Source organism: Isosphaeraceae bacterium EP7 (genome assembly GCA_038400315.1).
GTDB lineage: Bacteria > Planctomycetota > Planctomycetia > Isosphaerales > Isosphaeraceae > EP7.
The window spans coordinates 1-24,462 of sequence record CP151670.1 but is presented as its reverse complement, the minus strand read 5'-3'; the positions used below and the strand labels follow the sequence as shown (position 1 = coordinate 24,462).

Below are 24,462 nucleotides of genomic sequence, written 5' to 3'. Positions count from 1 at the left end.
CAACGTCGGCTCCGAGCAGGGCAAGCCGCCGCAGTATCCCACGGTGGTCGGGGTCAGTTGGAACTTCGACGGCCAGCAGTCCACCACGATCCAGATCAGCGACCGCCGGGCCGAGCAGAAGAAGGGGAGGACTCGATGATGCTCAGCGACGAGATCGCGATCCTCAGGCGACGCATGGACGAGCACGCGGCGACCACGACGCGGTGGTCCGAGGGGGCCGCGTGCTGCGTGGTAACGACGCTGGCCGTGTCGAGCTACCCGACGACGGCCGGCGTCATGTACGGCGTCCAGCAAGTCTCGGCGGAGTGCGTCGAGGCCGAGAACAGCAGCCCGACCTACACGCCGATCTCCGGGACGTTCTACGCCCTGCACACGGGCGCGACGGCCCCGGATGTCGGATCGAACTACGTGGTGACGCTCGTCCAAGGCTTATGGGTATTTTCATGACGCTCGAAGACGAACTCGCCATCCTCCGCCGCCGCATGGACGCCCCGGCCACTCCGATGGCCCGGCCCATCGAGGGTTGCCCGGCCTACCTCGGCAAGACGTATGACGGCGGGAACTACCCGACGACCGTGCCGAGGATGTTCCTGACCCACCCCGTCTCGGCGATGGCCTCCGAGTCCGAGGGCGCGGTCCCCACAATCATTGAGGACGCCACACAGACGGTCCCCGTGCTCGTCCAAGGGGGGCAGGTGCCGCCGCCGGGGTCGCTGCTGGTCGCCCGGCTGACCCAGGGGCTCTGGATCGCCTATCAGAGGCGAGAACCATCGGGGCCCGTCCCTCCGCCATGCGGCTGCGGCTCGTCGGCCCCGACGACGGTCCACCTGACGATCTCGTCCTACGGCACGAACCCGTCGCCGAGCGGCTGCGTCGGCGGGGCCGGCGCGGTCTATAGCAACCTGACGTTCACTTGGTCGCCCGCTCCCGTCGGGCTGCCGTCCTTCGGCGTGACGAGCGGCATGGCCCTGTGGGTCATGGCTCCCAGCGGCTACACCTACTTCCTGGTCTGCGTCTCCGCGACGGTGGGCGGCGTCACGACGTACAGCTGGGTCCTCTACCGCTGGATTTCATTCCTCGGCTACGAGGAACTCTATCGCTGGGCGGGCTCCGGCTTCGGCGCCAACACCTGCACCCCCTTCTATTACGAGACCGGGACCGTGACCAAGGCGTCGTGCGTCAACGGCGACCCATCCTCCTCGATCGTCTGCATCCTAACCGAATGAGACGGAGTCCAGGATCCCCCGCATCGAGGGGCCGGTGCCTTCAACACGTCGGCGGCCCGGACTGCCCGCCCATCCCCAGCCCGAAGGCGACCATGAACTCCGATGACGACGATGCCTCACCGCTCCTCTGGGCCGGGATGTTGACTACCGGGTGGGCGGTCGCCTGGATGCTCATCTCGATGCTGATGGCCACGGAATGGCCCTCTGCGATGCGGGCGAAGGTCGAGTCTTGGCGGTCGCGGCGGCGGAAGAACAAGCCCCACGACGGCCACGGGCGGCGATAGCTCCAATGATCGGCTCGAACTCGGTGGTGATGCTCAACGACGACCTGAAGATCGCCCCGTTTCTCTCCGGATTCGGCGGCGAGATGCGGTCCGGTCATGGAGTCTGCTCCTGATGGCAAACCTCGACATCCGGCGATTCCGCGAGGGCGACAGCCAGCCCGCCGCGTCCGAATTGAACACCATCGGCGAGGGCGCCCGCCGCTTCCTTAAGCCGGGCATGGCCGGCAACGTCCAGGGCCACCGGGCGAGGTCCGGGCTGGCGATGACATCCAACCCCACGCTGCCGATCCTCGCCACGATCACGGGTGCGTCCTCGCCCTATTCGTGGTCGGAGGTCGGGGGCTCGCGGTCGGGGACGTCTGACGCCTACGAGATCAACGGCGTGGCGGGACTGTCAGGGAAGAAGACGGCCCTTTTCCCCGCCCCCACGGGGGAGATGTACTTCCAGGATATCCGGAAGGGCGGGGGGAGCCCGCCATGCCTTGGCGAGATCGTCGTCTCCGTCGTCGATGCTTGCAGCCTCGCGTCGCTCTCCGGATCGGTCGGGGTCACCATCACCGTCAAGGACTCGCTTGGGGTCACGGTCGGCACCTCGACGGCGAGCCCCTATACACTCATCGGCCTCCCGATGGGCGTCTACACGATCACCGCGGTCGGCGGGACGGGCTATACGGCATCCGTCTCCCCTTCGACGGTCACGCTGTCCACGTGCGACGAGACGGGCACGGCCACCGTCACCTGGACTCGCGCCGATACGTTTAAAATTGTCCTGATCATGGACGGTGCCGACAACTGCTACATCCCCGGGGCATCGGTAACCTTTACCAGCACGGGCGGCTATAGCTTCACGACGGGCATCACGTCGATCGATCCGTCTGGCATGGACGGACAATACGAGACGCCCTCGCTGCCATTCACCGCCCTCCACATGGGGCTGTGGACGATTACCGCGTCGGCAGCAAATTACACGACAACAAGCTGGCCCGATGTCACGATCGGCTGTGCGACGGACGCCGGAAGTCACATCATCTTCAGGAATTTACCCTATCCGTCCGGCATGTGGGCATCTTCGCAGTGCGTAACTCCGATGCCCGCATCGGTGACGATCACCATCGGCAACGTGGGCGGCGGCACCAACCCCGTCGCCAATCCCGGGACTTACACCTGCGCCTACGTCCCCGGCACCGACGGCACCTTCCTCAGCACCTGCACCCTGATCGGCGGCCAGAAGTATCGGTATGCGTTCATCCGGGGCATCGTCGGCAGCGGGAACTGCATCGACGGCTTGGGCGGCACCGTGTCGGAACTCCGGTGGAACGGCCTCAATCCGGGCTACGCGACGTGCTCGAGCACGCCGACGGCGGGGGTCAGCGTGGCGATGGTGCAGAGTTCGGCGGCCGACGGCTGCGGAGCCACGCTGAACCTCGCGGGGGCCGACGCCAACGTCTCGGGGAGCGTCACTCTATGACGAACGAAGAGGTCATCGCCGCGATCGCCCTGATCCCCTTGGAAGCGTTGGCCGAGGTGTCGAGGAACGCCGAATTGATCACGGCCGCCAAGGAGCGTGGGGAATGGCCGACCCCCGCGGCATCCCCTGCGACCCGGCCAGGAATCGTCGCCGACGCCCGCCCGCCAGACATCTCGCGCGGAGAGAGCCCGCCCCAGCCTGACTCGGCGCCGCCCAAGTTTCTTCCGCCCGCGACGAAGCTGGCCCTGGCCTGCCGGGAATTCACCCGCGACTACCAGTGCGGATGTTCCGGCCGCCGGTGCACCCGCTCCGGCGAGATCGTCGCCTGGAATGAGTGCCTCGCCTGCAAGTCGGCCGAACTCCCGCGCACCTGATCCGACACCTCCGGCACCAAGGCCCGCCCGGCGTGATTGCCGTGTCGGGCCTTGTTCTATTCCGGTGGCGTATTCGACTTCAGGACGATCACCACGAAGACGACCAGCAGGGCGACGGCCGCGATGATTCCGGCCAGCCAGACGTAGATCGGCCCGATGTTGATGCCGGCCGCAAAAAGGGTCTCGTTGGTCACGTCGTTGGTCCGGCGGAGAGTCGGGCTGACTGCCCCACACCTTGGGGCCAGGCCAAGATCCTCACTGGCCTGGGCGACGAATGCAACCGGGCTCAGCCGAACAACTCGCCACGAAGCCTGACCCAACGAAGACGCCCGCCTTCGCATCACGCGGTGGCGGGCGTTTCGCGTTGGCGCCAAAGCTCATGCCTCATGTTTCCAGGGTCAGCACCCCGTCCCGATCGCACATCACCCGGGCCGAGGATCGAAGGTCGGGGCCGTCCGCGACGGGCGTGGCAACCACCTCCAGAATGAGCACGCAGACCGCCCCGTGCATGGTGCGGAAAGTGCGGACCTCCGCCCCTTCGGCTTCTACCGGTGAATTGTCGGTGGGCTTCGAGTTCGGTCGATGTTCCAGTCGGCCTCATCGCCGGAAAGTATCAGGATCGGAGGCCGTACGCCCAAGGCCGAAGAAAGCGTCCATTTAAAACCAAAGAAATTTGGGTATACTCAAAATTTTGGATGAGTGGACGATGAAGAAGGAAAACTCACAGCGCTATATCGTTACTAACCTGGCTGGTTTAAGAGAATTCGTCATGGCCTCCCCTGGAAGGCTCGCTCCTCGTGCGAAAGAAGTCGCAACTCTTCTCGACCATGTCTCGAATCCCAGATTCGTCCTGGCGCAAAAAGCCGAGGACTGCAAGGTAATCCTAAAGGGACGAGTATAATATGAGTAAACTTTATGTTTATAGAAATAAGAGTCAACGTTCAATTGGATCTTCATTCAGTATGGTGCTTCTGAAAGATGGCGCAAACGAAACATTAATTGGAGACGCAACTCTCTGGAAATGGGGTGCAGAATTAAAGCCAGGATCGCCAGGCGTTGAGCTAGTCATTGAAATATCTGACGTGGAAGTCGAGGTCGTTCGTCAAGCCGCAGGGCCCGACGGAAATGCCGGAATCGTTTATGGAGTCAACGGAACTACAGTCCAGGTCGTCAACCGGATTTTAAATTACTTATCTAAACACTATGATAGAAGATTAGCCAATTTATTTGAAGATCCATCGATATTTTTATTTGGCTATTCTGGACTTGAACTTGAATATTTGCCTGAAGATGTCCAACAGCACATCCTATCAGCCGAATCACCTCCCGAAGAATCCCAGAAGATCATCGTTGTTGCAGGAAAGCAATGGCAGCCAATCATCAACAAGTTATCGAAAAATCCATCTATTATGCGTGAACTACCACCCCGAGAATTCGAGGAATTGATCTGCGAACTCCTTGCTCGAGATGGGCTGGATGTAACACTCACTCCACCGACCAATGACGGAGGGAGAGATATCCTTGCCTACATGAATACCGCATATGGGAGATTTCTTTTCCTCGTCGAGTGCAAACGTTACGCGGAGAATAACCCCGTCGGTGTCGAGATCGTGCGAAGTCTCTACGGGATCGTCGAGCAGGAAAGAGCTACAGCAGGCATTGTCGTTGCAACCACCCGGTTCACTGCGGGTGCGCTGGACTTTCAACGAAAAGTCAACCATAGGATGTCGTACAGGGATTATAACGTTCTGATAGAATGGCTTAAAAAGCATTGCAGACATTCTTAAGTGTTAATGCTCACCTTCTATCAGAATGCAATTCTTTGCGACCCCTAGGCATCACCCATTCTCGGTCGGCCGGTCCCGGGAATGCCGAAAAAACATTTTAAATGATCAAGCATTCTCGGAGACTTCTCGCCGAACACGACAGCTAAGCAGGTGAGCAGTGTTTCAATGACGCCCCGAAGCCATTGGGTCGGGGCGTCGTCGCGTCCTTCCGTCATCAGACGATCTCGGCCGTCCAGTCGTAGTCGAAGCCCGAGACGACGGCCCTGAGACGGTCGTGCCGGTAGATCTCGAACTTGTGGTTGTGATCGTCCGAGTCGCCCGTCGAGCCGGTGAGGTACCTGGCTGCGATCCGGATCGCGGTCTTGAGGCTGACGCCGCGTCCGACGATCGTGTAGTGGTTCCTGATCGCGTTGAGTTGATCCCGCTCGGGAGGCCATAATTCCATCAGCAGCCAGGTGGTCAGGGGGCGACTGGGATCCTGACGACCCACCTTGAGGATGTAGCCATTGGCCTCTTTGACCCTGGGGCAAGGCTGATCGGCGATGGCGTGGCCCATGATTTCGCTCCCTGAGTTGAACACTTGTTTGGACCTTCGTGCGTGTTGAGCTATTTGTGGTTGCTGGGTCGTGGCGTTTTCGGTGTTGCAATCGGCGGCTTGTCCTGCCGCAGGTAGGCTCGATGGAACGACGGCGGGATCCAGTCGAACCTGGACAAACAGAAGCCGTCGTCCTCGGCCTTCGACTTGGCCACCTGAGGACGAGGCGGGAGGGAAGACTTCCCGGGATCGATGAGATGGGTCACAGCGAGACCCTCGCACTAGGCCCGGCGTCGAACATCGTCAGAACTGCCTTGAGGCTCTGACGTAGCCGATAGACCTCCACAGCCCACCTGGCTTCGGGGGGCACTTCCGGCCCGGGAAGGGCATGCTTGGCGATCTCGACGACCCTCTTGAGCTTCAGGCCGGGGCCGAAGAGGAGCAGAGTCCCCGTGTACTCATCCTCGGGCGAGACCGAGAGGAGAAGGTAGAACCTCATCCGGCCCGTGCCGGCGATGCGGATCATGGATCCTCCTGCATCGCTCGCGTCGGAACCGGGCCAGCCGTCTTCGTCTTTGGTCAGATCCACGTCAGGGCTCCCTTGGTCGATCTCTCGATGATGAGGCGGGCAGAGGGGGTCTGGCCCGAAGCGAGCCACTCGCTCCAGGCGATGAACAGGCGTGTGCGGATGGCAAGTTCGCCCTGCTTCGCGGCCGGATGCTGGAACCGATTCCAGCTCAGAAGGAACCGCTCGGCCTCGGTGTAGGTCGTCCCGTCCCGCTCGATGCGGGCCTGGTACCGGCGGAGCGAGGATTCGGACCTTGCTCGGCAACGGATCAAATAATCGGAGTGACGCCCCGTGTTGTAATCCCGCATCAAGCAATGCACGTGAGTTCCCCCGGCAAAGAGTCTGGGCTTCGGGCTCGGAGGGATCGTCTGTCACCCCGCCGGTTTGGATCCGCGTCGCCCGAGGCTCAGGCCTCGAAGACGTACCGCGACTCGTTGAACTCGAGGGCCCACGCCTCGGCGGGCATGCTGGAGAGCATGGCGATCTCGGCCTCCGCTTCCTCGCGGTCGGCAATCTCCCGGGGGCTCAGAAGGCGGCCGGCGAGATAGTCAGACTCGTCTTGGGCGGTGTAGCCGACGGGGCGTGAAAGCCACTCGGCGGATGCCAGGGCGTCGATGTCCGAGGCGTGGGCGCAGGGGGACTCTGCCAGGGTCAAGGTGGCCATCGGGAGGCTCCGGTTTCATGGGGATGGGAGGGAAGGCCCCGGGGTCGGCCGGGGCTCGGGGGACGACTCCGTCAGGCGAAGTAGTAGCCCCGCTCCATCGCGTCCATGAAGGTGGCCATCTCAGCCTCGAACTCGATCTTTGCGTCGTGCTCCGCAGCCGACATCGTCTCGCCCGAGGCGTAGGCCTGGCGGTCTTCGGCGTCCACGGCGGGCTTGTAGGCCGGAACGTAGGCCAGCAGGCCCGAGCCGAAGTTGCGACGCTCGCGGGGGCGGGCCAGGGTGGCGTCGAAGAGGATCCGGCTCTTTGTCAGACGAGTGGCAGACGTTAGGATAGACATCAGACGGACTCCTGTTTACCCAGGGTTCGTTCAGGGGAGTCGGGGGAGGTTGTAGCCCCCCGTCTCCCCGCTTCATTGGTCCCGGCTGTCATCACCGGCGACACACTCATACTACCTTTGTATTCCTGTTAATCAAGAGGAGACTCGGAAATAATTTCCGGATATTAACCGAGGAAACTTGATTGTCTGTATTGCCTATCTGAATCCACAGGCGTACCATTCTCCTGAGAAGGCGTCCGCACGTTGCGGCCCTCTCTTCTTGGGAGGACAACATATTGCAGACGACTCTCATGGCAAAAGCACCCAAGAAGCCGGAAGACATGCCGGCAGCTCACGGCGGCAAGCGACCCGGTTCTGGTCGTAAACCTCAGGTTGACCAGGATCGCATTCGAAACGCATCGACAATGGTGCGTTCGAGCGAGGCCTGGAAGCTGGCCCTCCAGGAGTTTGCCGAGTGGGACCGGGCCCCGAGCGTCAGCGATCTCGTTGACCGCGCAATCCTCGACTACGCACGGTCGAGGAAGTACGACAAACCAATTCCAAGACGTTGATCCGTCTTCAATCAGAGGACACAGCCATCTACATCAACCCGCGATACAGGGACGAGGTGAACGTCCCCAAGCCGCCAACCGAAAACGGCGTTCGCTTAGCGACTTTCTTGAGAGGACGCGGCGACGAGTTCCGCGTCACGCTGAGCGAGTATGAATCCCACAAATTCGTGGGGCTTCGAGTCTGGTCGCCAGACCCGTCAACCGGGGCCATGTTTCCGGTCAAAGGGAAGGGGGGGTCCATCCGCATCTCCGAGCTAGTGGAGCTTCGGGACGTCCTCGATGCCCTGATCACCGAGTTGGGCCTGGAGCGGAAGATGGCCAGGGCTGTGGTCAAGCCAACCTATAGCGGGCCGAGGCAGCTCGAAGACTCGCGACCCCACCAGCAACCCCCTGCCCGCCCTTCGTATTCCAGTCGCCCGGACTTCGACGAGGTGGGCGACTGATCCCCATAGTGTCCGCGATCAACCTGGAGACCGCAGCTATGCACTTCCAGCAGAAGACTGACGAGCCGCTACGTCAGCCGACGCCGCTGCTCGCCCCATCGGACCCCGATCACCGTCTGGTCACGTTCGCCAGCGGGAAGGACTCCGAGGAAGAAATTCGGGTCACTGTCTCTGAATTCGGCGGCGAGAAACGCATGCAGTTTCGCATATGGAAGCGCGATGCTTGCACGGGCCAATGGTGGCACCAGAAGGGCCGGGGCTTTTCGCTGAATGCCCCGAACGTCGTCCTGCTGGCCGAGGCGATCGATGGCATCAAGGATGAGTTCCGATCCGAGGCCTTCAGGCCCCGCCTTAGCTACCACTCGGAGCGTCGTTACCAGGTCCAACCCCAGTTGCGGCCGGGCCCTTGGCCTGCCGCAAACGAGCAAACCGCCTGAGGTGAATCGTGACTTCACACATACCGGAACGGAGATGCAACCGCGCATGATCAAGTTCAAGGCCATCGACGCCATGCCGATCGACGACGCACGCACGGCGTTCAGGACCCTCATCGAGGAACGCACGGCCCACGCCGGGCCCCATGCCGCCGCGAAGGCGACGGCCATCGCAGAGTCGATGTTTACGATCTGCAAGGCCCGAGGCAACGCGCAGACGGCCTATTGCGTCAGGGTCGCGACCGACCTGGCCCTGGAGATCGACGCCCTGATCCCCGGCCCGTGCGGGGTCGTGCCCGAGAGGCCCCATGCCGCCGACGAATGCCCAAGGCTCTCCTTATAATGGGCACTCTTCTATGCCTGCAACGAGCCCGATGACGACGACCACACCTTCCACCTCGCCGACCTGGCCTTCACCGCGATGGGCAAGGTGAGGCGATTCATGCCGCCGATGGTAGTCGAGGGCAACTGATGCGGTACTGGATGAGGAAGACGCTGACACCCCTCGGGACCATCTTGGACGTGCTGACGACACAGGGAGACTCGCCGCCGCTCGGGCCCGTCGTCATCGTCGAGTTGACTCGCCGCCAGCCCTGCATCCCGCCAGCCTGGTCGGGCCTGACCGCCGACGCAATGGCGGTCGAGGCCTGGCTCGACTACGGCGTAGACCGAGGCGAGCCGCATCGGCTCAACCTCCAACTCATCGAAGACGGGCCGGCGCCGGACCGTTGGGGCATCGTCGCCTCGGTCCACGGTGACGACCTGTCCGAACGCGGGCGGAGGGCCCTCGACGGGGCGTTCGGAGGACGGGTGACCCTTGCGCCAGGAGTGAGCTTCGGGCCGATTCCGAGCCGGTGCAGCCCCCGGTTCGGGCGAGCGAGGCCGACTGTATGACCCTTCCTGCGCTGTTTCTGGAATCGGCAGACCAGCTTTCCAGATGCTCACGTCGAGATCCGCTCCACCAGGTTGCGGCTCACCTCGCGTCCCCGGCGGTCGTAGATCCGCGTGGTCCGGGGGTCCGCGTGTCCCGCGAGCATCTGCACATCCTCCAGCGCAACCCCCTGGCCAAGCAGGTCCGTCACCGCCGCCACCCGGAACGAGTGCGGCGAGAAGTGCCCCGGCAGCCCGGCGGCCTTCAGCCGACGCTTCATCAGCCGGCAGATGTCGATCCCCGTCATCGCCCGACCCGTCAGGGTCCGCGCCCGGCGGTTGGCCGTCCGGAACAGCGGCCCGTCGACGATCCCGGCCGACCGGAGGTAGTCCAGCAGGAGCAGTTCCAGGTCATGCCTGACGGGGATCTCCCGCGACTTGCCGCCCTTCTCGCTGAATCGGAGCGAATACTGCGACCCGTCGTGGACCAGGTCCTTCACCGCCAGCTTGGCGACGGCCCCAACGCGTGCCGCCGTGTAGATGAGGACCGACAGAACGGCGCGGTCCCGCTTGCTCACGGGTTCGGACGCCTCGATCGACCCGATCAGGGCCCGGGCCTGGTCACGGCCGATCATGGGCGTCTTTCCCTCCGTGATGGAATAACGCTCGGCCCGGACCGTCGCGGCGGGGTTGATGACGCAGACGTGGCGATTGACCAGCCGGTCGAAGAATCGTTTCAACGCCGCCAGGTGGAGCTTCTTGGTCGGGATGGCCAGCTCCAGCGACCCGAGATATTCCCCCACGTCGCCCGGGGCGATCACAGGGATCGCCAGCTCACGTTGCTTGGCCCAGGCGAGGAACTGCCGGACGGCGTGCATGTAGTTCTTGCGGGTGTGGTGGTTGGCGATCTCCGCCTGGAAGAACTCGTCCCAGGCGAACTCGGCGCCCTTGCCGGCGGCCTTGACGATGGCCGGGGCGTTGCGGGCGGTGACGGGCCCGTCCGGCCGTGCCAGCTCGGTGCCATCGGTCCCTTCGAGGATCTCGATCTCGCGGCCGGAGTCGGTCATCGGATGCGGGCCCCCTGCCCGTCGGTTTGCGCCAGACAAAGGGCGTTGTCTAGCGACAAAAGATCGGCCGGGGGAGGGGGGCAACTCCACTCAATCAACTCGTCGGACCGACGTCCTCATCAGGAACCAAGCATGGCCACAGCCACGAAGACCAAGTCGAAACACAAGACCTGCCCGGAGCCCATCCCGGCGGCCCCGCAAGCCACTCCATCGATCGACCGGGACGCCCTGACCCTCGAGCGGGCCATCCGGCTCCGGGAGCAGCGTGAGGCGTGCGGGCCGTCTCCGGCCGAGATGTCGACGGCCATGGGGATGACGCTCGCGAGCTACCAGGCCGTCGAGGATGGCGAGCGGCCGGTGGGCATGATGTGGATCTCGGTCTTCGCGTTCGCCCTCAACGTGAAGCCCGAATTGATCGACCCGTGGTTCGTCGGCAAGTCGTACCGACTGAGGCCCACTCGGAGACCGTAGCCTTCAGGCCTCTGACTATCTCTCAACCCCCCTGGAGACTCCCATGATCCTCGCCAAGCGTGATGCCCAAGCCTCGTCAGTTGAAGTCGAAGCCCAACTGTCGTTCGGCAAAAGGCTCACCGATGATCGGTCTCGCATCGACCACAAGGATGCCTGTCTCTTCGTCGTCGATCCTCGCGATGAGAGCGTGCCGATGAAGCCCGGGGAAATTCCCACGACCCTAGTCTCAAAGGATGACTCGTTGGCCTGGGTGCTCAAGTCGGCGACACCGGCCGAACTGTCAGCACTCCTCGAGGCCGGCTATGTCGAACTCGCGCGAACTCTAAATCAGATCTGAGAATTCGGACACCTGGTCTGTGGGACATATTCGAAGGATCGAAGGGCAATCTCCTCGGACGAGGATCTCCTGATCGCCCCAATAACTAGCACCTACGCCTTTTGCATCTCTTTGCCGGGGACTTGACGAGCGGTGCCGGGTTTATTTTTGGGCGATCAGCCCTAAATCGCTCGGGGAGGCCCTTGCAGCGGGGAAAGTCCGCCGTCTAGTTCGCGGTTCGCGGTTTTCGCCGGTAGAATTGCGTTAGAGATTACTGATGACTCAACGCTTCCAGCCGCTCTCATCATGTCCCACCCAGGCCTCATACCCGAGGACGATTCATGGCCTCATCGACGCTAACGACCGACCGGACTGACGCATCGTCGAGGTGGATCACGGCGAGCGCGTTCGCCCAAGAGATCGGCATCTCGCCGACCATTGCCATGAAGTTCCTGAAGCGGTCCGAGGCGAGCGGCCAGCTCCGGCCCTGCCGCGTCGGGCGCCGGCCCCTCTGGGATCGCGAGGCCACGCTCAAGCTCGCTGCCGAGTGCGGGGCCTTCGTGCCCGCGTTCGCCGAGTGATCAGCCCATGAAAAAAGCGATCCCCTCAATGCCCTGGAAAGGCAGAGAAGAGATCGCCTTGAATCGAGATCAACCTGGGATGCGACGCCGGCAAGCAAGCGGCCCAGGCCAACCGAAGTGGGATCAATGCTACCGAAAGATGCAACCCATCACAAGACGATCGACGGGATTTCCTCGCGGAAATTGCGCCATTGCCGCGCGAGTGGCTCGTCGGTTCTAATCCGTCTTCGCCCGAAAACCGAAGCGGCCCACATCGCTACCAACGATATGGGCCGCCGTGATTCGGGCATGTCGCTCGCTGGCCGTATCTCACGCGGCCAGCAAGCTAACCAGGTCGCTTCTCGTACAAGGACCGTGGCTTGTCCCCTAATATTAGCTCAGCAACCCATGCGGGGCAACCCCGCAGTGGCGGGTCTCCGTACGCCCACGCCGTCGCTCCGTCAAGCCCGGCTTATCGGGTGGTGGGCGTGACGACGAGGCAAACGGTTACCACCGACGCCGATGGCCTGCGTTCGACCGGGAGTGCCCCCGCACGCCGCGTCGCCAGCCTCAAGAATGAGAACTGGGTCCGCGAGGCTCTCGACCTCAAGCGGGCCATCTCGCTCGCCCTGAGCCCGGCCGAAAGGGTCGTCTTCGACGAGCTACTCCTCCATTCCTGGCACATCGGGATGCGGGCGAAGAAGCCGTCAGACGTGGAACCGGAGCCCGTCCGGTGTGTCGTCAACCTCGCCGGGCTGTCCAGGGGCACGGGGCATCATGCGAACACGCTGAGGGTCGCGAAGAAGACGCTCGTGGCCAAGGGGATCGTTTCAGAGACCAAAGAAGGTCTCTTCCCGATCAAGGACTACCTGACCTGGATTGACCCCGAGACGGGCGGCCCTCTCCTCTCCGCCAGCCAACTTGCGTGGTGCTTCGACGCCCTCGACTTCGGGGCGAAGGCCCACCGGGCGGTCAAGGAAAGGACGCGTGGGGGTCAACGAAAACGTTGCCATTCGATGCCGGGGTCCGTCTCCGAGGGCAACGAAAACGTTGACATGCCCGCGAGCGATCTAAACGAAAACGTTGACCCTCAAGTGCCAGATCTAAACGTTTTCGTTGAGATTTTGCCCCCCACAATACAGAGACAAAATACAGAGAACCAACACAGAGAGGTCGAGAGCGTGTTGTCGGTTCAGGATCAAGGGACGGAAGCCTCGGATCGAACCGAAGACGAGGCAGCCATCGAAACGGCCGCCGTGATGGCCGGGAAGTTCTGGGCACCCAAGGTCGCCAGAGGGATCCGGACCAACATCAACGGCCTGCCCGGTGCCTTGATCCTCAAGGTGGTCAAGTTTCAACACTGGAAGGTCACTCGCGAGTCGAAAGACGAGCCTGAGACGTTCGGCTACCTCGAAACGATCGCCGAGAGATGGAAGGCCAAAGGGGCGCAGTCTGGCCCTTGGGACAACATGCTCGACGACGGCACGATGCTGCCCCGATCGCAGTGGGCTAATCCTCCTGTCAAGCCCAAGCCCCTTGCGATCTCGCCTTTGTCTCTCAAGACAACTCCGGTTGCATCTCCCGAGGAAATCCAGCCGCTCACGGCCGATTACTGGGCGAGCAAAGTCAGCGACCCCGCCGCGTTGATCGCTGCCACGCAGCGGGGGGCGGGACGATGAACCAACTCGCCATCCCAACTCACGTCAGCAACGACAAGCTCCCGCCGCAGAGCATCGAGACCGAGATCAACATCCTCGGTGCCTGCATGCTCCTCGGATGCGATCATGTCGCCGTGATGAATGCCATCCGGCCGCAGGATTTCTACCGCGGGGTGCACCAGGAGATCTTCGCCGCGATCAAGGCCCTCTACGATCGCAGGGAGCCGATCGATCCCCTGACCGTCCACGAATTCCTGGTCAAGGCCGGCAGCAGTGTCAGCCTGAACGAACTCAACGGCATCGTCAACCAGACGCCCCACGTCTCGAGTGCCGTCCGCCATGCGGCGATTGTCCACCAGTACGCCGTCAGTCGCGAAGTCCTTCGGGTCGCCGAACAGATCCGGGCGGACGTCTACTCCGAGCGGTTCTCCAGCGACGAGGCTGTTGCACGTCTCCAATTGGAGGCTACCCGACTTTCAAGCTCGGGCACGGGCGCGAAATTCGCCACCACCCGCGACATGCTCGACGCCTTCTACTCAAGGCAAGCCGCCCGGTCCGCCGGCAAGGCCTTGAAGGTCTACACGGGCTTGCGTGAGTTGGACGACATCATCGGCGGGTTCGAGGCGGGGCAACTCATCGTCATCGGCGCCCGTACCAGCAACGGCAAGTCCGCCCTCTGCTCCCAGATCATGGATCACGTCGGGACCGACCAGGGCCTCCACGTCCTGATGTTCAGCCTTGAGGTCACCTGGGAGGCCCTGATGGACAGGATCCTGCCGTCCAGGGCGAGGGTTAGTCGAACCAATCTGGAGAGGCAGCGACTGACGGCCGACGAGAATCGAAGGCTTCTCGACGCGGATCAAGAAATCGGTGCACACAACAACTTCTTCACCGACACGACCCTCATCCGGACTCCCGAGTCGGTCGTAGCGGCCGTCCGTGGGCACAATGCCCAGCACCCCGGAAGGATCGGGGCGGTCATCGTCGACTACGTCCAACTCATGGTCCCCGACGAGGGCAGCATCCAGAGGGCCAGCAAGCAGCGGCACGAGTACATCGCCGACATCACCAGGCGGCTCAAGCTGCTCGCGGAAGAGATTAAGGTCCCGGTCATCATCGCGGCCCAGGTGAATCGCGACTCGGAGAAGTCCGGCGATGGTCGGCCGAAGCTCCACCACCTTAGGGAATCGGGAAGCCTCGAGATGGATGCCAACATTGTCATCCTGATCCACCGGCCAGAGGTGGCCGACCCAGAGGACATGCCTGGGATAGCCGAACTGAACGTGGCGAAGAACCGCGACGGTGAGACGGGCACGGTCCAGGTGCGGTGGAAGAAATGGTGCACCCGGTTCGTCCCGATGGAGGAACCCGACGACTTCGACCCCTACAGGTCTTCGCCGTTCTGAACAGCCCAGCCCCCTGCCCTCATTCGGCAATCTGGCGAGGTCGGAACACCTACGGCGAGGACACCCTGCATGACCACGATCCCGGCGTTCGAGGAACTCGATCGGATCATTGGCCTGATCAACTCCCTGTCTCAGCCTGGCCCACCTAGGACGCCAGCCGAGATCCACCATCTCATGGACGCGGTCCGGGCCCTGGCCATCTATGCGGCCGGAGCGTGGAAGTCTGTCTGGAGATCGTGGATGACGAGCATAAACCTCGACTACCCGACCCACGCCCAGGCCCTCGCTGCACTCCTCCAGGAAGCGTCCGAGGCTCTCGCCCAAGTTGACGCCACGCTGGCCCGGTCAATCGAGGCGGGCGTCGAGGTCGATGACGCGATCTACTGGAGGACGCGTCAGAGGCTTGAACAGGTCGGGGCCGAGTTCATTAAGGCCTGGCCCGGACTGACCGCTCCGATCGATCGAGATGCCACCGGCTGGAGAGAGTTCAGACCGTTGCCGGTGTTTGCCTGGGATGAAGTGAGGCAGAGGGCTTATATGGTGGTCCCGGAAGCTGCGATGTCACGTTAGCCAGCCTGGACCCTTTTTACTGATCGTCCAGTAAAAGACCCCTGCCCGGCTGCCCTGGCGTCGCTCCCCGGGACAAGGACTTCGTTTGCTCAATAGATTTATGGAGCAAAAAATCGGGGAAAGCCCATGCAGCCGGGGTTTTTGACAGGTGTATCAAAAACTGGCGGGGACAACCCCGCCCCTGGGGACAACCTCCGCCATGGCGTGACGTGGATTGGATGGCCGTTATACGCGGGCGGACGGATGGCCGGATTCCAAACAGCACCAGGAATGCTGTTTGGAAGTCGCGTCGTCCCTGCCGTGGGTTGTGGCGAAAAGGTGGGCTGTAAATCGGCGGGCGATTCTAAATAGGGCCAAAAACCCTATTTGGAAATCCCGCCGCCCGCGTCGTATCCGGTTATACTCGCGCGCACGCGACGCCCTCGATCGCTCGCCTGATCGGGCGAGCGATCATCACAATGCTTGTGGCTGCCTGATCGTCAGATGCACCGGGCCGGTTGGGTCCGGATCTTAAGCCGCCGCCTTCCTCTGGCAGGCGGCAGGTTGTTCCGCTCACTGCCGGAGGAGGGACATAGCCAAATGTCTCGATTTCGCCTGATATTTTGCTTGCATCGCGGCTGCGAGCAGGCTCAAACTCTAAATTGCTTGACTGGGGCAGCAAGTCGACTTTAGATTCCCAGCCAGAGAGGGGCGCGTAAATGCAAAATCACATGCGAGGCCTTGCGACATTTCTGGGATTACTGTGCTTCTTACTTCTTTTTAGTGACAAGGCGGTTGCTCAGAGCCAATTGCACGTAATCTTAGCTGCCGACACTATCTCGCCCGATATAAAGGATGACATGGAAAGTAATATATACATGTTAATTCCCCAATTCAAAAAGCAAGTGCCTGAGGCCAGGCTGAAGCTAACCGTACTTGATAAGCAAAAGTTAAACCAGAAAACCATCCTTCGCACTATAGCCATGCTGAATGTCGGTGCTGATGACGCAATTGTGTTTATGTATTGTGGCCATGGCTATTATGAAGATGTTAACCAGGGCACATTTATTATCCCGCCAAGCGATGGAGGAGGCCGACTCTATCGCACAACTGTCCAGAAGGCCATCCAGGCAAAACAAACCCGTCTTTGCGTGACAATTTTTGATTGTTGCAGCGTTGGCCCCAATGGGCCTCCTGGAGTGCCCATGGCACCCGTAGAGCAGCCGCCCACGCAAGTGTCACCGCTTTTTCAATCTCTATTTTTCAACTCGAGTGGCACAATCACAATGGTCTCATCAAGCCCAGGCGAATACGCACTTTGCGGGATCCCACACATTCTAAATAACAAAGTTGTGGGACTCATGAAGGGATCTCTGTTCACCGGGGAACTGACATGGCTCTTGAGAGAACGTTCAAATGAATCGCTTCGGTGGGATGAAGCAGGAAATATCATTCGGAGGCGTGTAAGTCAGACCTTCAAAGTCATAGCAAAGAATGGAGTTGTCACCTTGAGTGATGGAGGTCGACTCGAGCAGCAAGACCAGACCGTGGTGGTCCGGATTAATGGTATACCTTACTGAATCGAAGGGGCCAAACATGATTGACAAGGCGACAGGCCGAAAGAGCGTCCCGACGAGTGTGTGGGGCGCAGCTCTTGGGATGGCTTTAGGATTACTGATGCTCATCATGTGGTCCACGAACGACATCGCCATTCCGATAGTTCCAAATGGTCATGGAGGTGGAGAGGGCGGACGAATCCGCGTGATGGGTGGCGACAATAATTCTCAGGCTGCGACCACTCATAATGTTAAACCCGAAGAGACGCTCAGCCCCCGCAACTATTCATTAGGCCGAGTCGCCCGGAGCCAAATTTTAATCGGCAGATCTAAGGATTCCATCAAGACAATATCTCAAATCGGAAACGGCGTACAGAAAGATATTGCTCTACGATGGGCTATCGATCTTGTCCTTAAGGAAGCTCCAACCATAGAAAAAATCACTCAGATCAGGGAGTTAGCCGATCAGGTTCAGGACAAAAGCCTCCAAGCGGGCTTTTACGCACGTCTAGCAGAGATCAGAGCCGGCCTCGGAGTGGGAGAGGATGGAACCACAACAAGTATCCCATCCACAAGTCCCCCGACGGCCGACGAACTTCTCGATCAAGCAGAATCCATCGCCAGAGCCATTCCGGCTGACGCAACCGAGAGGCAGAGCAGATGGAGTTGGGTGTGGGGATTGATGGTAACTGGGACGTGCGGCGCCGTAGGTTTCACTGCGAGCACGATCCTCAGCTCAGCGCTAGGGGAAGTCGGCAACGGAATTGCGAAGGGATTCCTGGAGTCGCGAAATCACCCTTCCGATGGGCCTCCTGCTACACCGCCAGCGGTTGTCTCGACCGCAGTCCATGCGGATCCAACGTCGGCGGTCATCAAGACAGTCGACATAGATTTGGGCGTAGCCGGATAGAGGTTACTATCCAACAGAATGCCTCCGCTTCGAGAGCATGAGGCGTTCTGTCACGTTTGTCACGGGACGGCCACCGTCTCACCGTCGACCCATCAAGGATTCCCATGCCAGAATTGACCGCCGAACAGCGTGCCCTGGTTGAGCGGCTCGACCGAGACAAGCCCGACTTTGACGAACTGATCGCCGACGGAACGATCACCGGCGAGCCTGGCACAATGCTCGCCAAGGTTCAACTCGAGAGCCTGGTCTTCGACCTGAAGGCCCGACGCGAGTCGCTGGGGATTTCGGTCGAAGCCGTGGCCAAGGAGTCGGGCCTGCCGCTGGACGTCGTCAGCGAGTTGGAGGGGGGCGTGATCTATAATCCAACCCTGAATGTGTTGTTCCGCTACGCAATGGCGTTGGGGGCGTCGGTCGAGTTGAAGATGGTCGACCTGGATGATGAGGCGTGAAGCTGAGCACGAGGACCCTGGAGGCGAAGTCGATGACGCCGACCGCCACGAGGAAGCTGACGATTATCGCGCAGGACCCGATGGTCAAGGACCGGGACGGGACGATCCTGACGACCCAGGTCTCGATCCCGGCCGAGGAGCTGGCCGGCGGGCCGTGGGGTTACCGGGTCCAGGTTATCGATTACGACGCTTCATCCAGAACGCTCTACAAGGCTGCGCCGCCCCTGAAGGATGGTAAGGATCCGTTCCTGGACGCGTCCGACGAGAAACTCCTCGGCGACCCGGGGTTCCACTCCCAAAACGTCTATGCGATCGTGATGAGGATCCTTTCTCGATTCGAATTCGCGCTTGGCCGCCGGGTTGCCTGGGGGTTCAAGCCGCACCAATTGAAGGTCGCGCCCCACGCCTTCGCCGACGCCAACGCGTTCTACTCGCGGGAGCACGAGGCGTTGCTGTTCGGGTATTTCCCGGGCCGGGGTGGCGGGACGATCTTCAGTTGCCTCTCCCACGACGTGGTCGCTCACGAGACGACGCACGCCTTGGTGGACGGCCTCCGGGCCTGCTTCCTCGATCCGTCGTCGGTGGACCAGGCGGCTTTCCACGAGGGTGTGTCCGACGTCGTGGCGCTGCTTTCCGTCTTCGCGATCGATGACGTGGTCCGTGCACTGCTCGATCGCCACGCGGGGCGTCTCGCCGTCACTGTCCAACCCGAATTCGTGGATGTGCGGAAGCTTACGGTCAAGAACCTCCGCGAGTCCGTTCTACTGGGACTGGGCGAGGAGATGGGCGACGAGCTCAACGCTGTCCGCGGCAGGCCCCTGCGGCAATCAGCCCTCATCGAGCCGGATCCGCGTCACTATCGCGAGGATCCGGAATTCCAGGAGCCTCATCGGCGCGGCGAGATCCTCGTCGCCGCCATGATGAACGCGTTTCTGGAGGTCTGGGCGTGGCGTCTGTCGACCCTCGGCGATGGCCAGTCCCAGCGGCTCCATCGCGAGCGGGTGGCCGAGGAGGGCGGGAGGGCCGCCGATTACCTCCTGACGATGACGATCCGCGGGCTGGACTATTGCCCGCCTGTCCATCTTGAATTCGGCGACTTCCTGAGCGCCATCCTCACCGCGGACGCCGAGATCCGCCCCGACGACACCGCCTTCCGGTTCCGCGACGCGCTCCGCGAGAGCTTCCTTGCGTACGGCATCGTGCCCGCCTCCGATAAGAACCCGAAAACCGGTGAGGCGGGCCTCTGGGCGACGGCCAGTGCGCGCAGCGAGGGCGCGCTCAGCTACTCGCGGACACGGTTCGAATCGCTCACTCGCGACCCCGACGAGGTCTTCCGGTTCCTGTGGGAGAATCGCGGGCCGCTGAAACTGGCCGAGGGCGTCTTCACCCACGTGAACTCGGTCCGCCCCTGTATCCGGGTCGGTCCCGAGGACGGGTTCCTCCTGCGCGAGACGGTCGCCGAATACGAGCAGCAGATCGAGTTGCGTGCCGGGGAGCTGGGGGACTTCCCCGACCCCCGCGACCCCGAGCGGCGAGGCGTTCGCAAGCCGCTCGGGATGCCGGACGACACCAAGGTGATCCTCCAGGGTGGCGGGACGCTGATCTTCGACGAATACGGCCGCCTCAAATTCCACGTGAACAACCGCCTCGACGACGTCGAGAAGCAGTCGACACGCCTCCAGCACCTCTGGGATTTCGGCGAGTTTAGCAACGGCAAGTCGCTCCGCCGGAGGTTCTCGGCGATGCACCGCTTGCGCGCGATGGACAGGTCGTGCCCCACCCCGGAGGCCTGGATATGAGCAAGGTTCCGACGAGCCTCACCGTCCGGATGTATCAGGTCGGCTTTGGCGATTGCTTCCTGCTGACCTTCAACTACCCGAAGGGCGACGACCGGCATGTCCTGATCGATTTCGGCAGCACGCAAACACCAACCAAGGCCGCTCGCAAGACCGACCTCGTGGCCGTATCCCGGGCGATCCGGGAGGTCTGCAAGTCGGCGGCCCACCCCGACGGGAAGCTCACGGCGGTCGTGGCCACGCACCGGCACAAGGACCACATCAGCGGCTTCGCTACGAACGACGATGGCGACGGCTCGGGCGACATTATCGCTGCGCTGAAACCGGACCTCGTGATCCAGCCCTGGACCGAGGACCCCAAGGCCGCCACGGACGCGACGGCCGCCCAGGGCGCCGGCCTCTCGAAGACGGCCTTCGTCCGCTCGCTCCGCCAGATGAACGAGTTCGCCGCGGCGCTCGTGACGGAGGTTCAACGGCGGGCTGCCGAGCGTGCCGAGGCGAAACTGAGGACGGACCCGCGGCTCACTGAATTGGAGTTTCTTGGCGAGACCAATCTCGCGAACCTCTCGGCCGTGAAGAACCTAATGAGCATGAGTGCTCGGTCCGAATATCTGGCTTACGGCGACAAAACGCACCTGTCGAAACTCCTGCCGGGCGTGATGGTCCACGTCCTGGGGCCGCCCAACTTGAGGCAGTCGAAGGAGATTTTGAAGGAGCGGGCGCGCGACCCGGATGAGTTCTGGCACCTCCTGGCCCGATCGGCCCTGCCGGAACCCGGCGCCCGCGCCGATGCCACGAAGCCCCTATTCCCGAGGCGGGTCGTCAAGCCGTCCGACCAGCCCCCGTACACACGGTGGTTGATCCCGCAGCTCGATCGCATCCCGGGCGAGCAGATGCTGGAGCTGGTCCGCATCCTCGACGCGGCCATGAACAATACGAGCGTCATCCTTCTGTTCGAGATCGACGGCCGCGCTTTCCTGTTCCCTGGGGACGCCCAGATCGAGAACTGGCTCTACGCGCTGAAGCACGCGCCGGACCGGGAGGAGAAGCTCGCGCTCCTACGACGGGTGGAGTTGTATAAGGTCGGCCACCACGGCAGCCTCAACGCCACGCCGAAGACTCTCTGGGAGTTGTTTGACCTCCGATCCGAGGACGAGGCGAGCAAGACACGACTCCAGACGATGGTCTCCACGCTCGAAGGAAAGCACGGTTCCCCCACGCGAGGGACCGAGGTCCCTCGCGAGAAGCTTGTCGCCGAGCTGCAGGCCAAGAGCAATTTCCTCTCGACAGATTCCGACGAGATGGGCACCGCGATGGCCGAGGCCGAGAGCCTCCTGTGCGCGAAGCGGTCGTTCACATTTTGATTCTCGGGCGACATCGACTTCCAAGCTGTGGGTCTACGCCACGCCGCGAAGTTCGCCGCCGCCGTCGTGGCCTGCCGACGTTTCGGGGAGTGTGTCGAGGCGGCCCGGGCGAGCGGTTGTCACGTCGAGGCCCGTCATCTCCGCTGGCACGCCGATCGGGTGGAGACGGCCCGTGCCGCCTTTATGGAGTTCTGTCCGTGGGTGGACGAGGCGATGTGCCGGGAGAGTTGGGAGCAGTACCTGGCGGGTAACTACGTCACGCTGGAGCAGGCCGCCGCCCGGCTGAGTTGACGGGTGGAGAGCAACGACCTGGGCCTGTTACTGAGAAGCCAGTAAAACTCCCGCCCGCCTTGGCTTCGGCAGCCAAACAATCATTAAGGTTGTTTGGCGACGATTGCCATCTAATTATGATGATTGTTTGGGCGACCGCCAGCACCAAGGGAGAGGCTTGTTACGGCGGCGGTCGACCATCGCGAAACGATAATCGTTTTGCGAGCCACGGCGGCCCCAGCCTAACAACCATGAAGGTTGTTTGGGTCTGACCGCCGGACGTCGCCCATAACAAGCGAGATGCTTGGCACGGCGGAGGTCGATCGTCGCGACACGATAATCGTTACGCGGGGGCTCCGACCGGATCACTGGTGAAGCAGGGTTGGCGTCGTGTCGTGCTCGTTTCCTCGGAGAGCAAAGGCGTTGGTGCGGATCAGTCTAATGGCTTGGCCCCCTACGTAGCCTTTGAGATCGGCGCCGAATTTCAGGAGGCTAGCAAGAGTCCAAATGATCCGCCCGAAAAGCGTCATCCGCAATAGATAGTCTGCGATGCAGAGGCCGACGTTCTGCCTTGCGATCAAGACATCCTTATCGCTTGGCTCAGATCGAATCACGTCCAACAGTTCTCTGTTCGTCGCAAGCATGAAGATGAAGGTAAAACCTGACAACCACGAGGCGGCCGAGATCAGATCGTTGATAACCTCTCGGAGTGCTCGATAATCCGGATCGTCAAGATTCTTCTTCAGCAGCATCTTCTCCCATAAATTGTCGCGAATCGTGAACAGGTTGGCCCGGAGTATCCATGGCCTGAAAGTGCACCACCAAGCATAGGAAATGACCAGTGACAAGGCAGAGCACGCGAGAATTAGCTGAATGTGTGCGCGACTCACGCCTTGGGCTCCGTATTGCCTGCACTACTGTTCTCGGCAGTTTCGTCTTTGTTGGGCATCGAAGAAGTCCGATGGGGATCAAAGACTTTCTCGTAGGTGGCGACCCGTGCGAGCCTCGCCCTTATTGAAGGGGCGTATTTACGATAAGTAAAGACGATCAGGATCGAGGGGCCGGACAACGAGCCGATTGTATTGACCGCCAAGGTCGCCACCTGCACCCAAGCTGGGGGAAGTGGGCTCGTGGCAATCGTGACAAACGCGTCCTGAATCAGGTAAGCGAAATACGCAGCCAATCCGCAGACGCTTAACCACCTCACTAAACCGAAAGACTGCTTGATTTTCTCAAGCCGTATATCGATCTCGGTAGGTTTTCTATTCGCCATTATTGGCGTGCTCACTAAAATCACGCCAGTCGTGCGAAACGCTCAATTTTAGCCTCCTTAACGTGACACGCCTAGCACTAAGCTGAAGTTCTCACCCCACCCGGTTGACGTCGTACCGGGGCAAGGCCTTGTCGAGCACTTTCTGGGCGACCTCACTGATCTTCCGCCCACTCCGGTAGGCTCGCTCACCCCTCCCGCTCGACTCTGAACCTTGGCAGGTTGCGGTCGAGGATCTCGGCGGCCACGGCGCTGATGGTCGATCGCTTCTGGAAGGCCATCAACTGGAGCCGATCGTGGACGTCATCGGGAAGGTGGATCTTTCGGCCCTTCGTCACGGTGGACACGACGGGCCGCCGGGTCCGGGTCCGCTTAACGGCCGGCTTGGTCTCGGGGGCACCCCCCTGCCCGTCCTGCGATTCCTGGCCGTCGTCTTCCGCCTGGTCGTCCTGGGCCGGCTCAGGCTGCGTGGTCGGTCGAAGCAGGCTTGCGGGCAGCGGGGCGAGTCCGGGTCGTCTCTCGGCCATGGCTCAGGATCTCCGTCGTCAGGGACTCGTACGCCTTCGCGCCGGCGGACTTGGGCGAGTGGTCGAGGACCGGCAGGAAGAGGCTGTGGGCCTCGCCGATCCGGATGTTCTCGGGGATGGTCGTGGTCATGACCAGGGGCCCGAACATCTCCCGGAGCCTGGCCTCGACGTCGCGGCTCAGGTTATTCGAGCCGGCTCGGGTGAGGACTAGCCCGCTGATCTTGAGCCTGGCGTTGTCGAGGTACTTGCGGACTTCCTCGATGGCGTCCTGCAACTTGGCCAGCCCGGCGAGCGCGAAGAGGCCCGGATCGATTGGGCAGTACACTTCATCGACGAAGCAGAGGACGTTGACGTTCACGAGCGATCGGGCCGGGCTGGTGTCCACGACGACGTAATCGTAGGCCTTCTCGACGTCCCGCATGGCCACCGCGAGCCGGCGTTCCCGGCCGAGTTCGCCGGCCAGGGTGACGTTGGCGTCCGCGAGCGTGCCGTCCGAGGGGAGCAGGTCGAGCCGCTCGAACCGCGTCGGGATGATCGCCTCTTCCGCGTCGGCGCGATCGAGGAGGACGTGAGACAGGCTCGCGCCCCCGCTCCCCTTCCCTTCGGTGAGCACCAGCGTGGCATTGGCCTGCGGGTCGGCATCGACCAGAAGCACACGCGAGCCGCGACGTGCGAGGCCGGCGGCCGTGTTGATCGCGCACGTGCTCTTGCCCACGCCGCCCTTCTCGGACAGCCATGCGATCTTTCTCAT

At 61.9% G+C, this 24,462-nt stretch carries 32 protein-coding genes; 20 read left to right on the top strand and 12 right to left on the bottom strand.

Annotated features, from left to right (window positions below; translation table 11 throughout):
- Nucleotides 1–135: 135 nt before the first annotated feature.
- Together EP7_RS28410 and EP7_RS28405 are read left to right on the top strand one after the other, a co-directional pair.
- Nucleotides 136–447 carry a hypothetical protein gene (locus EP7_RS28410; RefSeq protein ID WP_463528603.1) on the top strand — a complete coding sequence of 104 codons (312 nt, stop codon included), beginning with the start codon at nt 136–138 and terminating at the stop codon, nt 445–447.
- Complete coding sequence (locus EP7_RS28405) at nt 444–1,226, top strand: hypothetical protein (protein WP_463528602.1); 783 nt, start codon at nt 444–446, stop codon at nt 1,224–1,226. The genes EP7_RS28410 and EP7_RS28405 overlap by 4 nt, the downstream gene beginning before the upstream one ends.
- A gap of 40 nt (nt 1,227–1,266) precedes the next feature.
- Here the strand turns inward: EP7_RS28405 and EP7_RS28400 are convergent, their stop codons facing one another.
- A complete protein-coding gene (locus tag EP7_RS28400) occupies nt 1,267–1,419 on the bottom strand; it encodes a hypothetical protein (RefSeq protein ID WP_463528601.1) in 153 nt (50 codons plus the stop codon).
- 203 nt (nt 1,420–1,622) lie between these two features.
- Here EP7_RS28400 and EP7_RS28395 point away from each other — a divergent pair, with 203 nt between their 5' ends.
- Both EP7_RS28395 and EP7_RS28390 read left to right on the top strand, forming a co-directional pair.
- Nucleotides 1,623–2,978, top strand: a complete 1,356-nt coding sequence (locus tag EP7_RS28395) for a hypothetical protein (RefSeq protein WP_463528600.1) — start codon at nt 1,623–1,625, stop codon at nt 2,976–2,978.
- A complete protein-coding gene (locus EP7_RS28390) occupies nt 2,975–3,352 on the top strand; it encodes a hypothetical protein (RefSeq protein ID WP_463528599.1) in 378 nt (125 codons plus the stop codon). The genes EP7_RS28395 and EP7_RS28390 overlap by 4 nt, the downstream gene beginning before the upstream one ends.
- A 56-nt stretch (nt 3,353–3,408) precedes the next feature.
- On the opposite strand, the gene EP7_RS28385 is transcribed toward EP7_RS28390, so the two are convergent.
- Nucleotides 3,409–3,546 carry a hypothetical protein gene (locus EP7_RS28385; RefSeq protein ID WP_463528598.1) on the bottom strand — a complete coding sequence of 46 codons (138 nt, stop codon included), beginning with the start codon at nt 3,544–3,546 and terminating at the stop codon, nt 3,409–3,411.
- Between the two features lie 708 nt (nt 3,547–4,254).
- Between EP7_RS28385 and EP7_RS28380 the strand changes: the two genes are divergently transcribed.
- The gene (locus EP7_RS28380) at nt 4,255–5,139 is read left to right on the top strand and encodes a restriction endonuclease (protein WP_463528645.1); all 885 of its coding nucleotides are present in this window, start codon (nt 4,255–4,257) and stop codon (nt 5,137–5,139) included.
- A gap of 214 nt (nt 5,140–5,353) precedes the next feature.
- On the opposite strand, the gene EP7_RS28375 is transcribed toward EP7_RS28380, so the two are convergent.
- The 5 genes from EP7_RS28375 to EP7_RS28355 form a co-directional block, all read right to left on the bottom strand.
- Nucleotides 5,354–5,695: a hypothetical protein gene (locus EP7_RS28375; RefSeq protein ID WP_463528644.1), complete on the bottom strand. Its 342-nt coding sequence runs from the start codon at nt 5,693–5,695 to the stop codon at nt 5,354–5,356.
- 241 nt (nt 5,696–5,936) lie between these two features.
- Nucleotides 5,937–6,263, bottom strand: a complete 327-nt coding sequence (locus tag EP7_RS28370; RefSeq protein WP_463528643.1) for a hypothetical protein — start codon at nt 6,261–6,263, stop codon at nt 5,937–5,939.
- Nucleotides 6,254–6,562 carry a hypothetical protein gene (locus tag EP7_RS28365; protein WP_463528642.1) on the bottom strand — a complete coding sequence of 103 codons (309 nt, stop codon included), beginning with the start codon at nt 6,560–6,562 and terminating at the stop codon, nt 6,254–6,256. Before EP7_RS28365 ends, EP7_RS28370 begins: the two co-directional genes overlap by 10 nt.
- Nucleotides 6,563–6,648: 86 nt before the next feature.
- Nucleotides 6,649–6,906 carry a hypothetical protein gene (locus tag EP7_RS28360; protein ID WP_463528641.1) on the bottom strand — a complete coding sequence of 86 codons (258 nt, stop codon included), beginning with the start codon at nt 6,904–6,906 and terminating at the stop codon, nt 6,649–6,651.
- A gap of 71 nt (nt 6,907–6,977) precedes the next feature.
- A complete protein-coding gene (locus tag EP7_RS28355; RefSeq protein WP_463528640.1) occupies nt 6,978–7,244 on the bottom strand; it encodes a hypothetical protein in 267 nt (88 codons plus the stop codon).
- A gap of 658 nt (nt 7,245–7,902) precedes the next feature.
- Here EP7_RS28355 and EP7_RS28350 point away from each other — a divergent pair.
- The 4 genes from EP7_RS28350 (at nt 7,903) to EP7_RS28335 (ending at nt 9,566) form a co-directional block, all read left to right on the top strand.
- Complete coding sequence (locus EP7_RS28350; protein ID WP_463528639.1) at nt 7,903–8,238, top strand: hypothetical protein; 336 nt, start codon at nt 7,903–7,905, stop codon at nt 8,236–8,238.
- An 8-nt stretch (nt 8,239–8,246) separates the two neighbouring features.
- Nucleotides 8,247–8,675: a hypothetical protein gene (locus tag EP7_RS28345; RefSeq protein ID WP_463528638.1), complete on the top strand. Its 429-nt coding sequence runs from the start codon at nt 8,247–8,249 to the stop codon at nt 8,673–8,675.
- Between the two features lie 46 nt (nt 8,676–8,721).
- Nucleotides 8,722–9,015 (top strand): hypothetical protein, encoded by a 294-nt coding sequence (locus EP7_RS28340; protein ID WP_463528637.1) that lies wholly within the window; start codon nt 8,722–8,724, stop codon nt 9,013–9,015.
- A gap of 128 nt (nt 9,016–9,143) precedes the next feature.
- The gene (locus tag EP7_RS28335) at nt 9,144–9,566 is read left to right on the top strand and encodes a hypothetical protein (RefSeq protein ID WP_463528636.1); all 423 of its coding nucleotides are present in this window, start codon (nt 9,144–9,146) and stop codon (nt 9,564–9,566) included.
- 47 nt (nt 9,567–9,613) lie between these two features.
- Here EP7_RS28335 and EP7_RS28330 read toward each other — a convergent pair whose 3' ends face one another.
- Entirely contained in the window at nt 9,614–10,609 is a 996-nt protein-coding gene (locus EP7_RS28330) for a tyrosine-type recombinase/integrase (RefSeq protein WP_463528635.1), read from the bottom strand.
- A 132-nt stretch (nt 10,610–10,741) separates the two neighbouring features.
- Here EP7_RS28330 and EP7_RS28325 point away from each other — a divergent pair, with 132 nt between their 5' ends.
- From EP7_RS28325 to EP7_RS28275, 11 genes are all read left to right on the top strand, one after another.
- Nucleotides 10,742–11,080: a helix-turn-helix domain-containing protein gene (locus EP7_RS28325; protein ID WP_463528634.1), complete on the top strand. Its 339-nt coding sequence runs from the start codon at nt 10,742–10,744 to the stop codon at nt 11,078–11,080.
- Between the two features lie 43 nt (nt 11,081–11,123).
- Entirely contained in the window at nt 11,124–11,417 is a 294-nt protein-coding gene (locus tag EP7_RS28320; RefSeq protein ID WP_463528633.1) for a hypothetical protein, read from the top strand.
- A gap of 320 nt (nt 11,418–11,737) precedes the next feature.
- Nucleotides 11,738–11,977: a hypothetical protein gene (locus EP7_RS28315; protein WP_463528632.1), complete on the top strand. Its 240-nt coding sequence runs from the start codon at nt 11,738–11,740 to the stop codon at nt 11,975–11,977.
- Nucleotides 11,978–12,438: 461 nt separating this feature from the next.
- Nucleotides 12,439–13,635 carry a hypothetical protein gene (locus EP7_RS28310; RefSeq protein WP_463528631.1) on the top strand — a complete coding sequence of 399 codons (1,197 nt, stop codon included), beginning with the start codon at nt 12,439–12,441 and terminating at the stop codon, nt 13,633–13,635.
- On the top strand, nt 13,632–15,020 hold the full coding sequence (locus EP7_RS28305; RefSeq protein ID WP_463528630.1) for a replicative DNA helicase: 1,389 nt from the start codon (nt 13,632–13,634) through the stop codon (nt 15,018–15,020). The genes EP7_RS28310 and EP7_RS28305 overlap by 4 nt, the downstream gene beginning before the upstream one ends.
- A 69-nt stretch (nt 15,021–15,089) precedes the next feature.
- Nucleotides 15,090–15,590: a hypothetical protein gene (locus EP7_RS28300; RefSeq protein ID WP_463528629.1), complete on the top strand. Its 501-nt coding sequence runs from the start codon at nt 15,090–15,092 to the stop codon at nt 15,588–15,590.
- A 698-nt stretch (nt 15,591–16,288) separates the two neighbouring features.
- Nucleotides 16,289–17,149, top strand: coding sequence for a caspase family protein (locus EP7_RS28295; RefSeq protein ID WP_463528628.1), 861 nt, complete (start codon nt 16,289–16,291; stop codon nt 17,147–17,149).
- A 990-nt stretch (nt 17,150–18,139) separates the two neighbouring features.
- A complete protein-coding gene (locus EP7_RS28290) occupies nt 18,140–18,484 on the top strand; it encodes a helix-turn-helix domain-containing protein (RefSeq protein ID WP_463528627.1) in 345 nt (114 codons plus the stop codon).
- On the top strand, nt 18,481–20,283 hold the full coding sequence (locus EP7_RS28285) for a hypothetical protein (RefSeq protein ID WP_463528626.1): 1,803 nt from the start codon (nt 18,481–18,483) through the stop codon (nt 20,281–20,283). The genes EP7_RS28290 and EP7_RS28285 overlap by 4 nt, the downstream gene beginning before the upstream one ends.
- On the top strand, nt 20,280–21,644 hold the full coding sequence (locus EP7_RS28280) for a hypothetical protein (RefSeq protein ID WP_463528625.1): 1,365 nt from the start codon (nt 20,280–20,282) through the stop codon (nt 21,642–21,644). Before EP7_RS28285 ends, EP7_RS28280 begins: the two co-directional genes overlap by 4 nt.
- Nucleotides 21,645–21,671: 27 nt before the next feature.
- On the top strand, nt 21,672–21,935 hold the full coding sequence (locus EP7_RS28275; protein ID WP_463528624.1) for a hypothetical protein: 264 nt from the start codon (nt 21,672–21,674) through the stop codon (nt 21,933–21,935).
- 344 nt (nt 21,936–22,279) lie between these two features.
- On the opposite strand, the gene EP7_RS28270 is transcribed toward EP7_RS28275, so the two are convergent.
- The 4 genes from EP7_RS28270 to EP7_RS28255 form a co-directional block, all read right to left on the bottom strand.
- A complete protein-coding gene (locus EP7_RS28270) occupies nt 22,280–22,666 on the bottom strand; it encodes a hypothetical protein (RefSeq protein WP_463528623.1) in 387 nt (128 codons plus the stop codon).
- 134 nt (nt 22,667–22,800) lie between these two features.
- Nucleotides 22,801–23,187 (bottom strand): hypothetical protein, encoded by a 387-nt coding sequence (locus EP7_RS28265; RefSeq protein ID WP_463528622.1) that lies wholly within the window; start codon nt 23,185–23,187, stop codon nt 22,801–22,803.
- Between the two features lie 185 nt (nt 23,188–23,372).
- Complete coding sequence (locus EP7_RS28260) at nt 23,373–23,711, bottom strand: hypothetical protein (protein ID WP_463528621.1); 339 nt, start codon at nt 23,709–23,711, stop codon at nt 23,373–23,375.
- Nucleotides 23,644–24,462 carry a ParA family protein gene (locus EP7_RS28255; protein WP_463528620.1) on the bottom strand — a complete coding sequence of 273 codons (819 nt, stop codon included), beginning with the start codon at nt 24,460–24,462 and terminating at the stop codon, nt 23,644–23,646. The genes EP7_RS28260 and EP7_RS28255 overlap by 68 nt, the downstream gene beginning before the upstream one ends.

Excerpts from the sequence above, each read along its gene's own strand:
- EP7_RS28410 (WP_463528603.1), top strand. The coding sequence starts at position 136 with ATGATGCTCAGCGACGAGATCGCGATCCTCAGGCGACGCATGGACGAG.
- EP7_RS28405 (WP_463528602.1), top strand. The coding sequence starts at position 444 with ATGACGCTCGAAGACGAACTCGCCATCCTCCGCCGCCGCATGGACGCC.
- EP7_RS28395 (WP_463528600.1), top strand. The coding sequence starts at position 1,623 with ATGGCAAACCTCGACATCCGGCGATTCCGCGAGGGCGACAGCCAGCCC.
- EP7_RS28390 (WP_463528599.1), top strand. The coding sequence starts at position 2,975 with ATGACGAACGAAGAGGTCATCGCCGCGATCGCCCTGATCCCCTTGGAA.
- EP7_RS28380 (WP_463528645.1), top strand. The coding sequence starts at position 4,255 with ATGAGTAAACTTTATGTTTATAGAAATAAGAGTCAACGTTCAATTGGA.
- EP7_RS28375 (WP_463528644.1), bottom strand. The coding sequence starts at position 5,695 with ATGGGCCACGCCATCGCCGATCAGCCTTGCCCCAGGGTCAAAGAGGCC.
- EP7_RS28360 (WP_463528641.1), bottom strand. The coding sequence starts at position 6,906 with ATGGCCACCTTGACCCTGGCAGAGTCCCCCTGCGCCCACGCCTCGGAC.
- EP7_RS28355 (WP_463528640.1), bottom strand. The coding sequence starts at position 7,244 with ATGTCTATCCTAACGTCTGCCACTCGTCTGACAAAGAGCCGGATCCTC.
- EP7_RS28340 (WP_463528637.1), top strand. The coding sequence starts at position 8,722 with ATGATCAAGTTCAAGGCCATCGACGCCATGCCGATCGACGACGCACGC.
- EP7_RS28335 (WP_463528636.1), top strand. The coding sequence starts at position 9,144 with ATGCGGTACTGGATGAGGAAGACGCTGACACCCCTCGGGACCATCTTG.
- EP7_RS28330 (WP_463528635.1), bottom strand. The coding sequence starts at position 10,609 with ATGACCGACTCCGGCCGCGAGATCGAGATCCTCGAAGGGACCGATGGC.
- EP7_RS28325 (WP_463528634.1), top strand. The coding sequence starts at position 10,742 with ATGGCCACAGCCACGAAGACCAAGTCGAAACACAAGACCTGCCCGGAG.
- EP7_RS28320 (WP_463528633.1), top strand. The coding sequence starts at position 11,124 with ATGATCCTCGCCAAGCGTGATGCCCAAGCCTCGTCAGTTGAAGTCGAA.
- EP7_RS28315 (WP_463528632.1), top strand. The coding sequence starts at position 11,738 with ATGGCCTCATCGACGCTAACGACCGACCGGACTGACGCATCGTCGAGG.
- EP7_RS28305 (WP_463528630.1), top strand. The coding sequence starts at position 13,632 with ATGAACCAACTCGCCATCCCAACTCACGTCAGCAACGACAAGCTCCCG.
- EP7_RS28300 (WP_463528629.1), top strand. The coding sequence starts at position 15,090 with ATGACCACGATCCCGGCGTTCGAGGAACTCGATCGGATCATTGGCCTG.
- EP7_RS28295 (WP_463528628.1), top strand. The coding sequence starts at position 16,289 with ATGCAAAATCACATGCGAGGCCTTGCGACATTTCTGGGATTACTGTGC.
- EP7_RS28290 (WP_463528627.1), top strand. The coding sequence starts at position 18,140 with ATGCCAGAATTGACCGCCGAACAGCGTGCCCTGGTTGAGCGGCTCGAC.
- EP7_RS28280 (WP_463528625.1), top strand. The coding sequence starts at position 20,280 with ATGAGCAAGGTTCCGACGAGCCTCACCGTCCGGATGTATCAGGTCGGC.
- EP7_RS28270 (WP_463528623.1), bottom strand. The coding sequence starts at position 22,666 with ATGCTGCTGAAGAAGAATCTTGACGATCCGGATTATCGAGCACTCCGA.
- EP7_RS28265 (WP_463528622.1), bottom strand. The coding sequence starts at position 23,187 with ATGGCGAATAGAAAACCTACCGAGATCGATATACGGCTTGAGAAAATC.
- EP7_RS28260 (WP_463528621.1), bottom strand. The coding sequence starts at position 23,711 with ATGGCCGAGAGACGACCCGGACTCGCCCCGCTGCCCGCAAGCCTGCTT.
- EP7_RS28255 (WP_463528620.1), bottom strand. The coding sequence starts at position 24,462 with ATGAGAAAGATCGCATGGCTGTCCGAGAAGGGCGGCGTGGGCAAGAGC.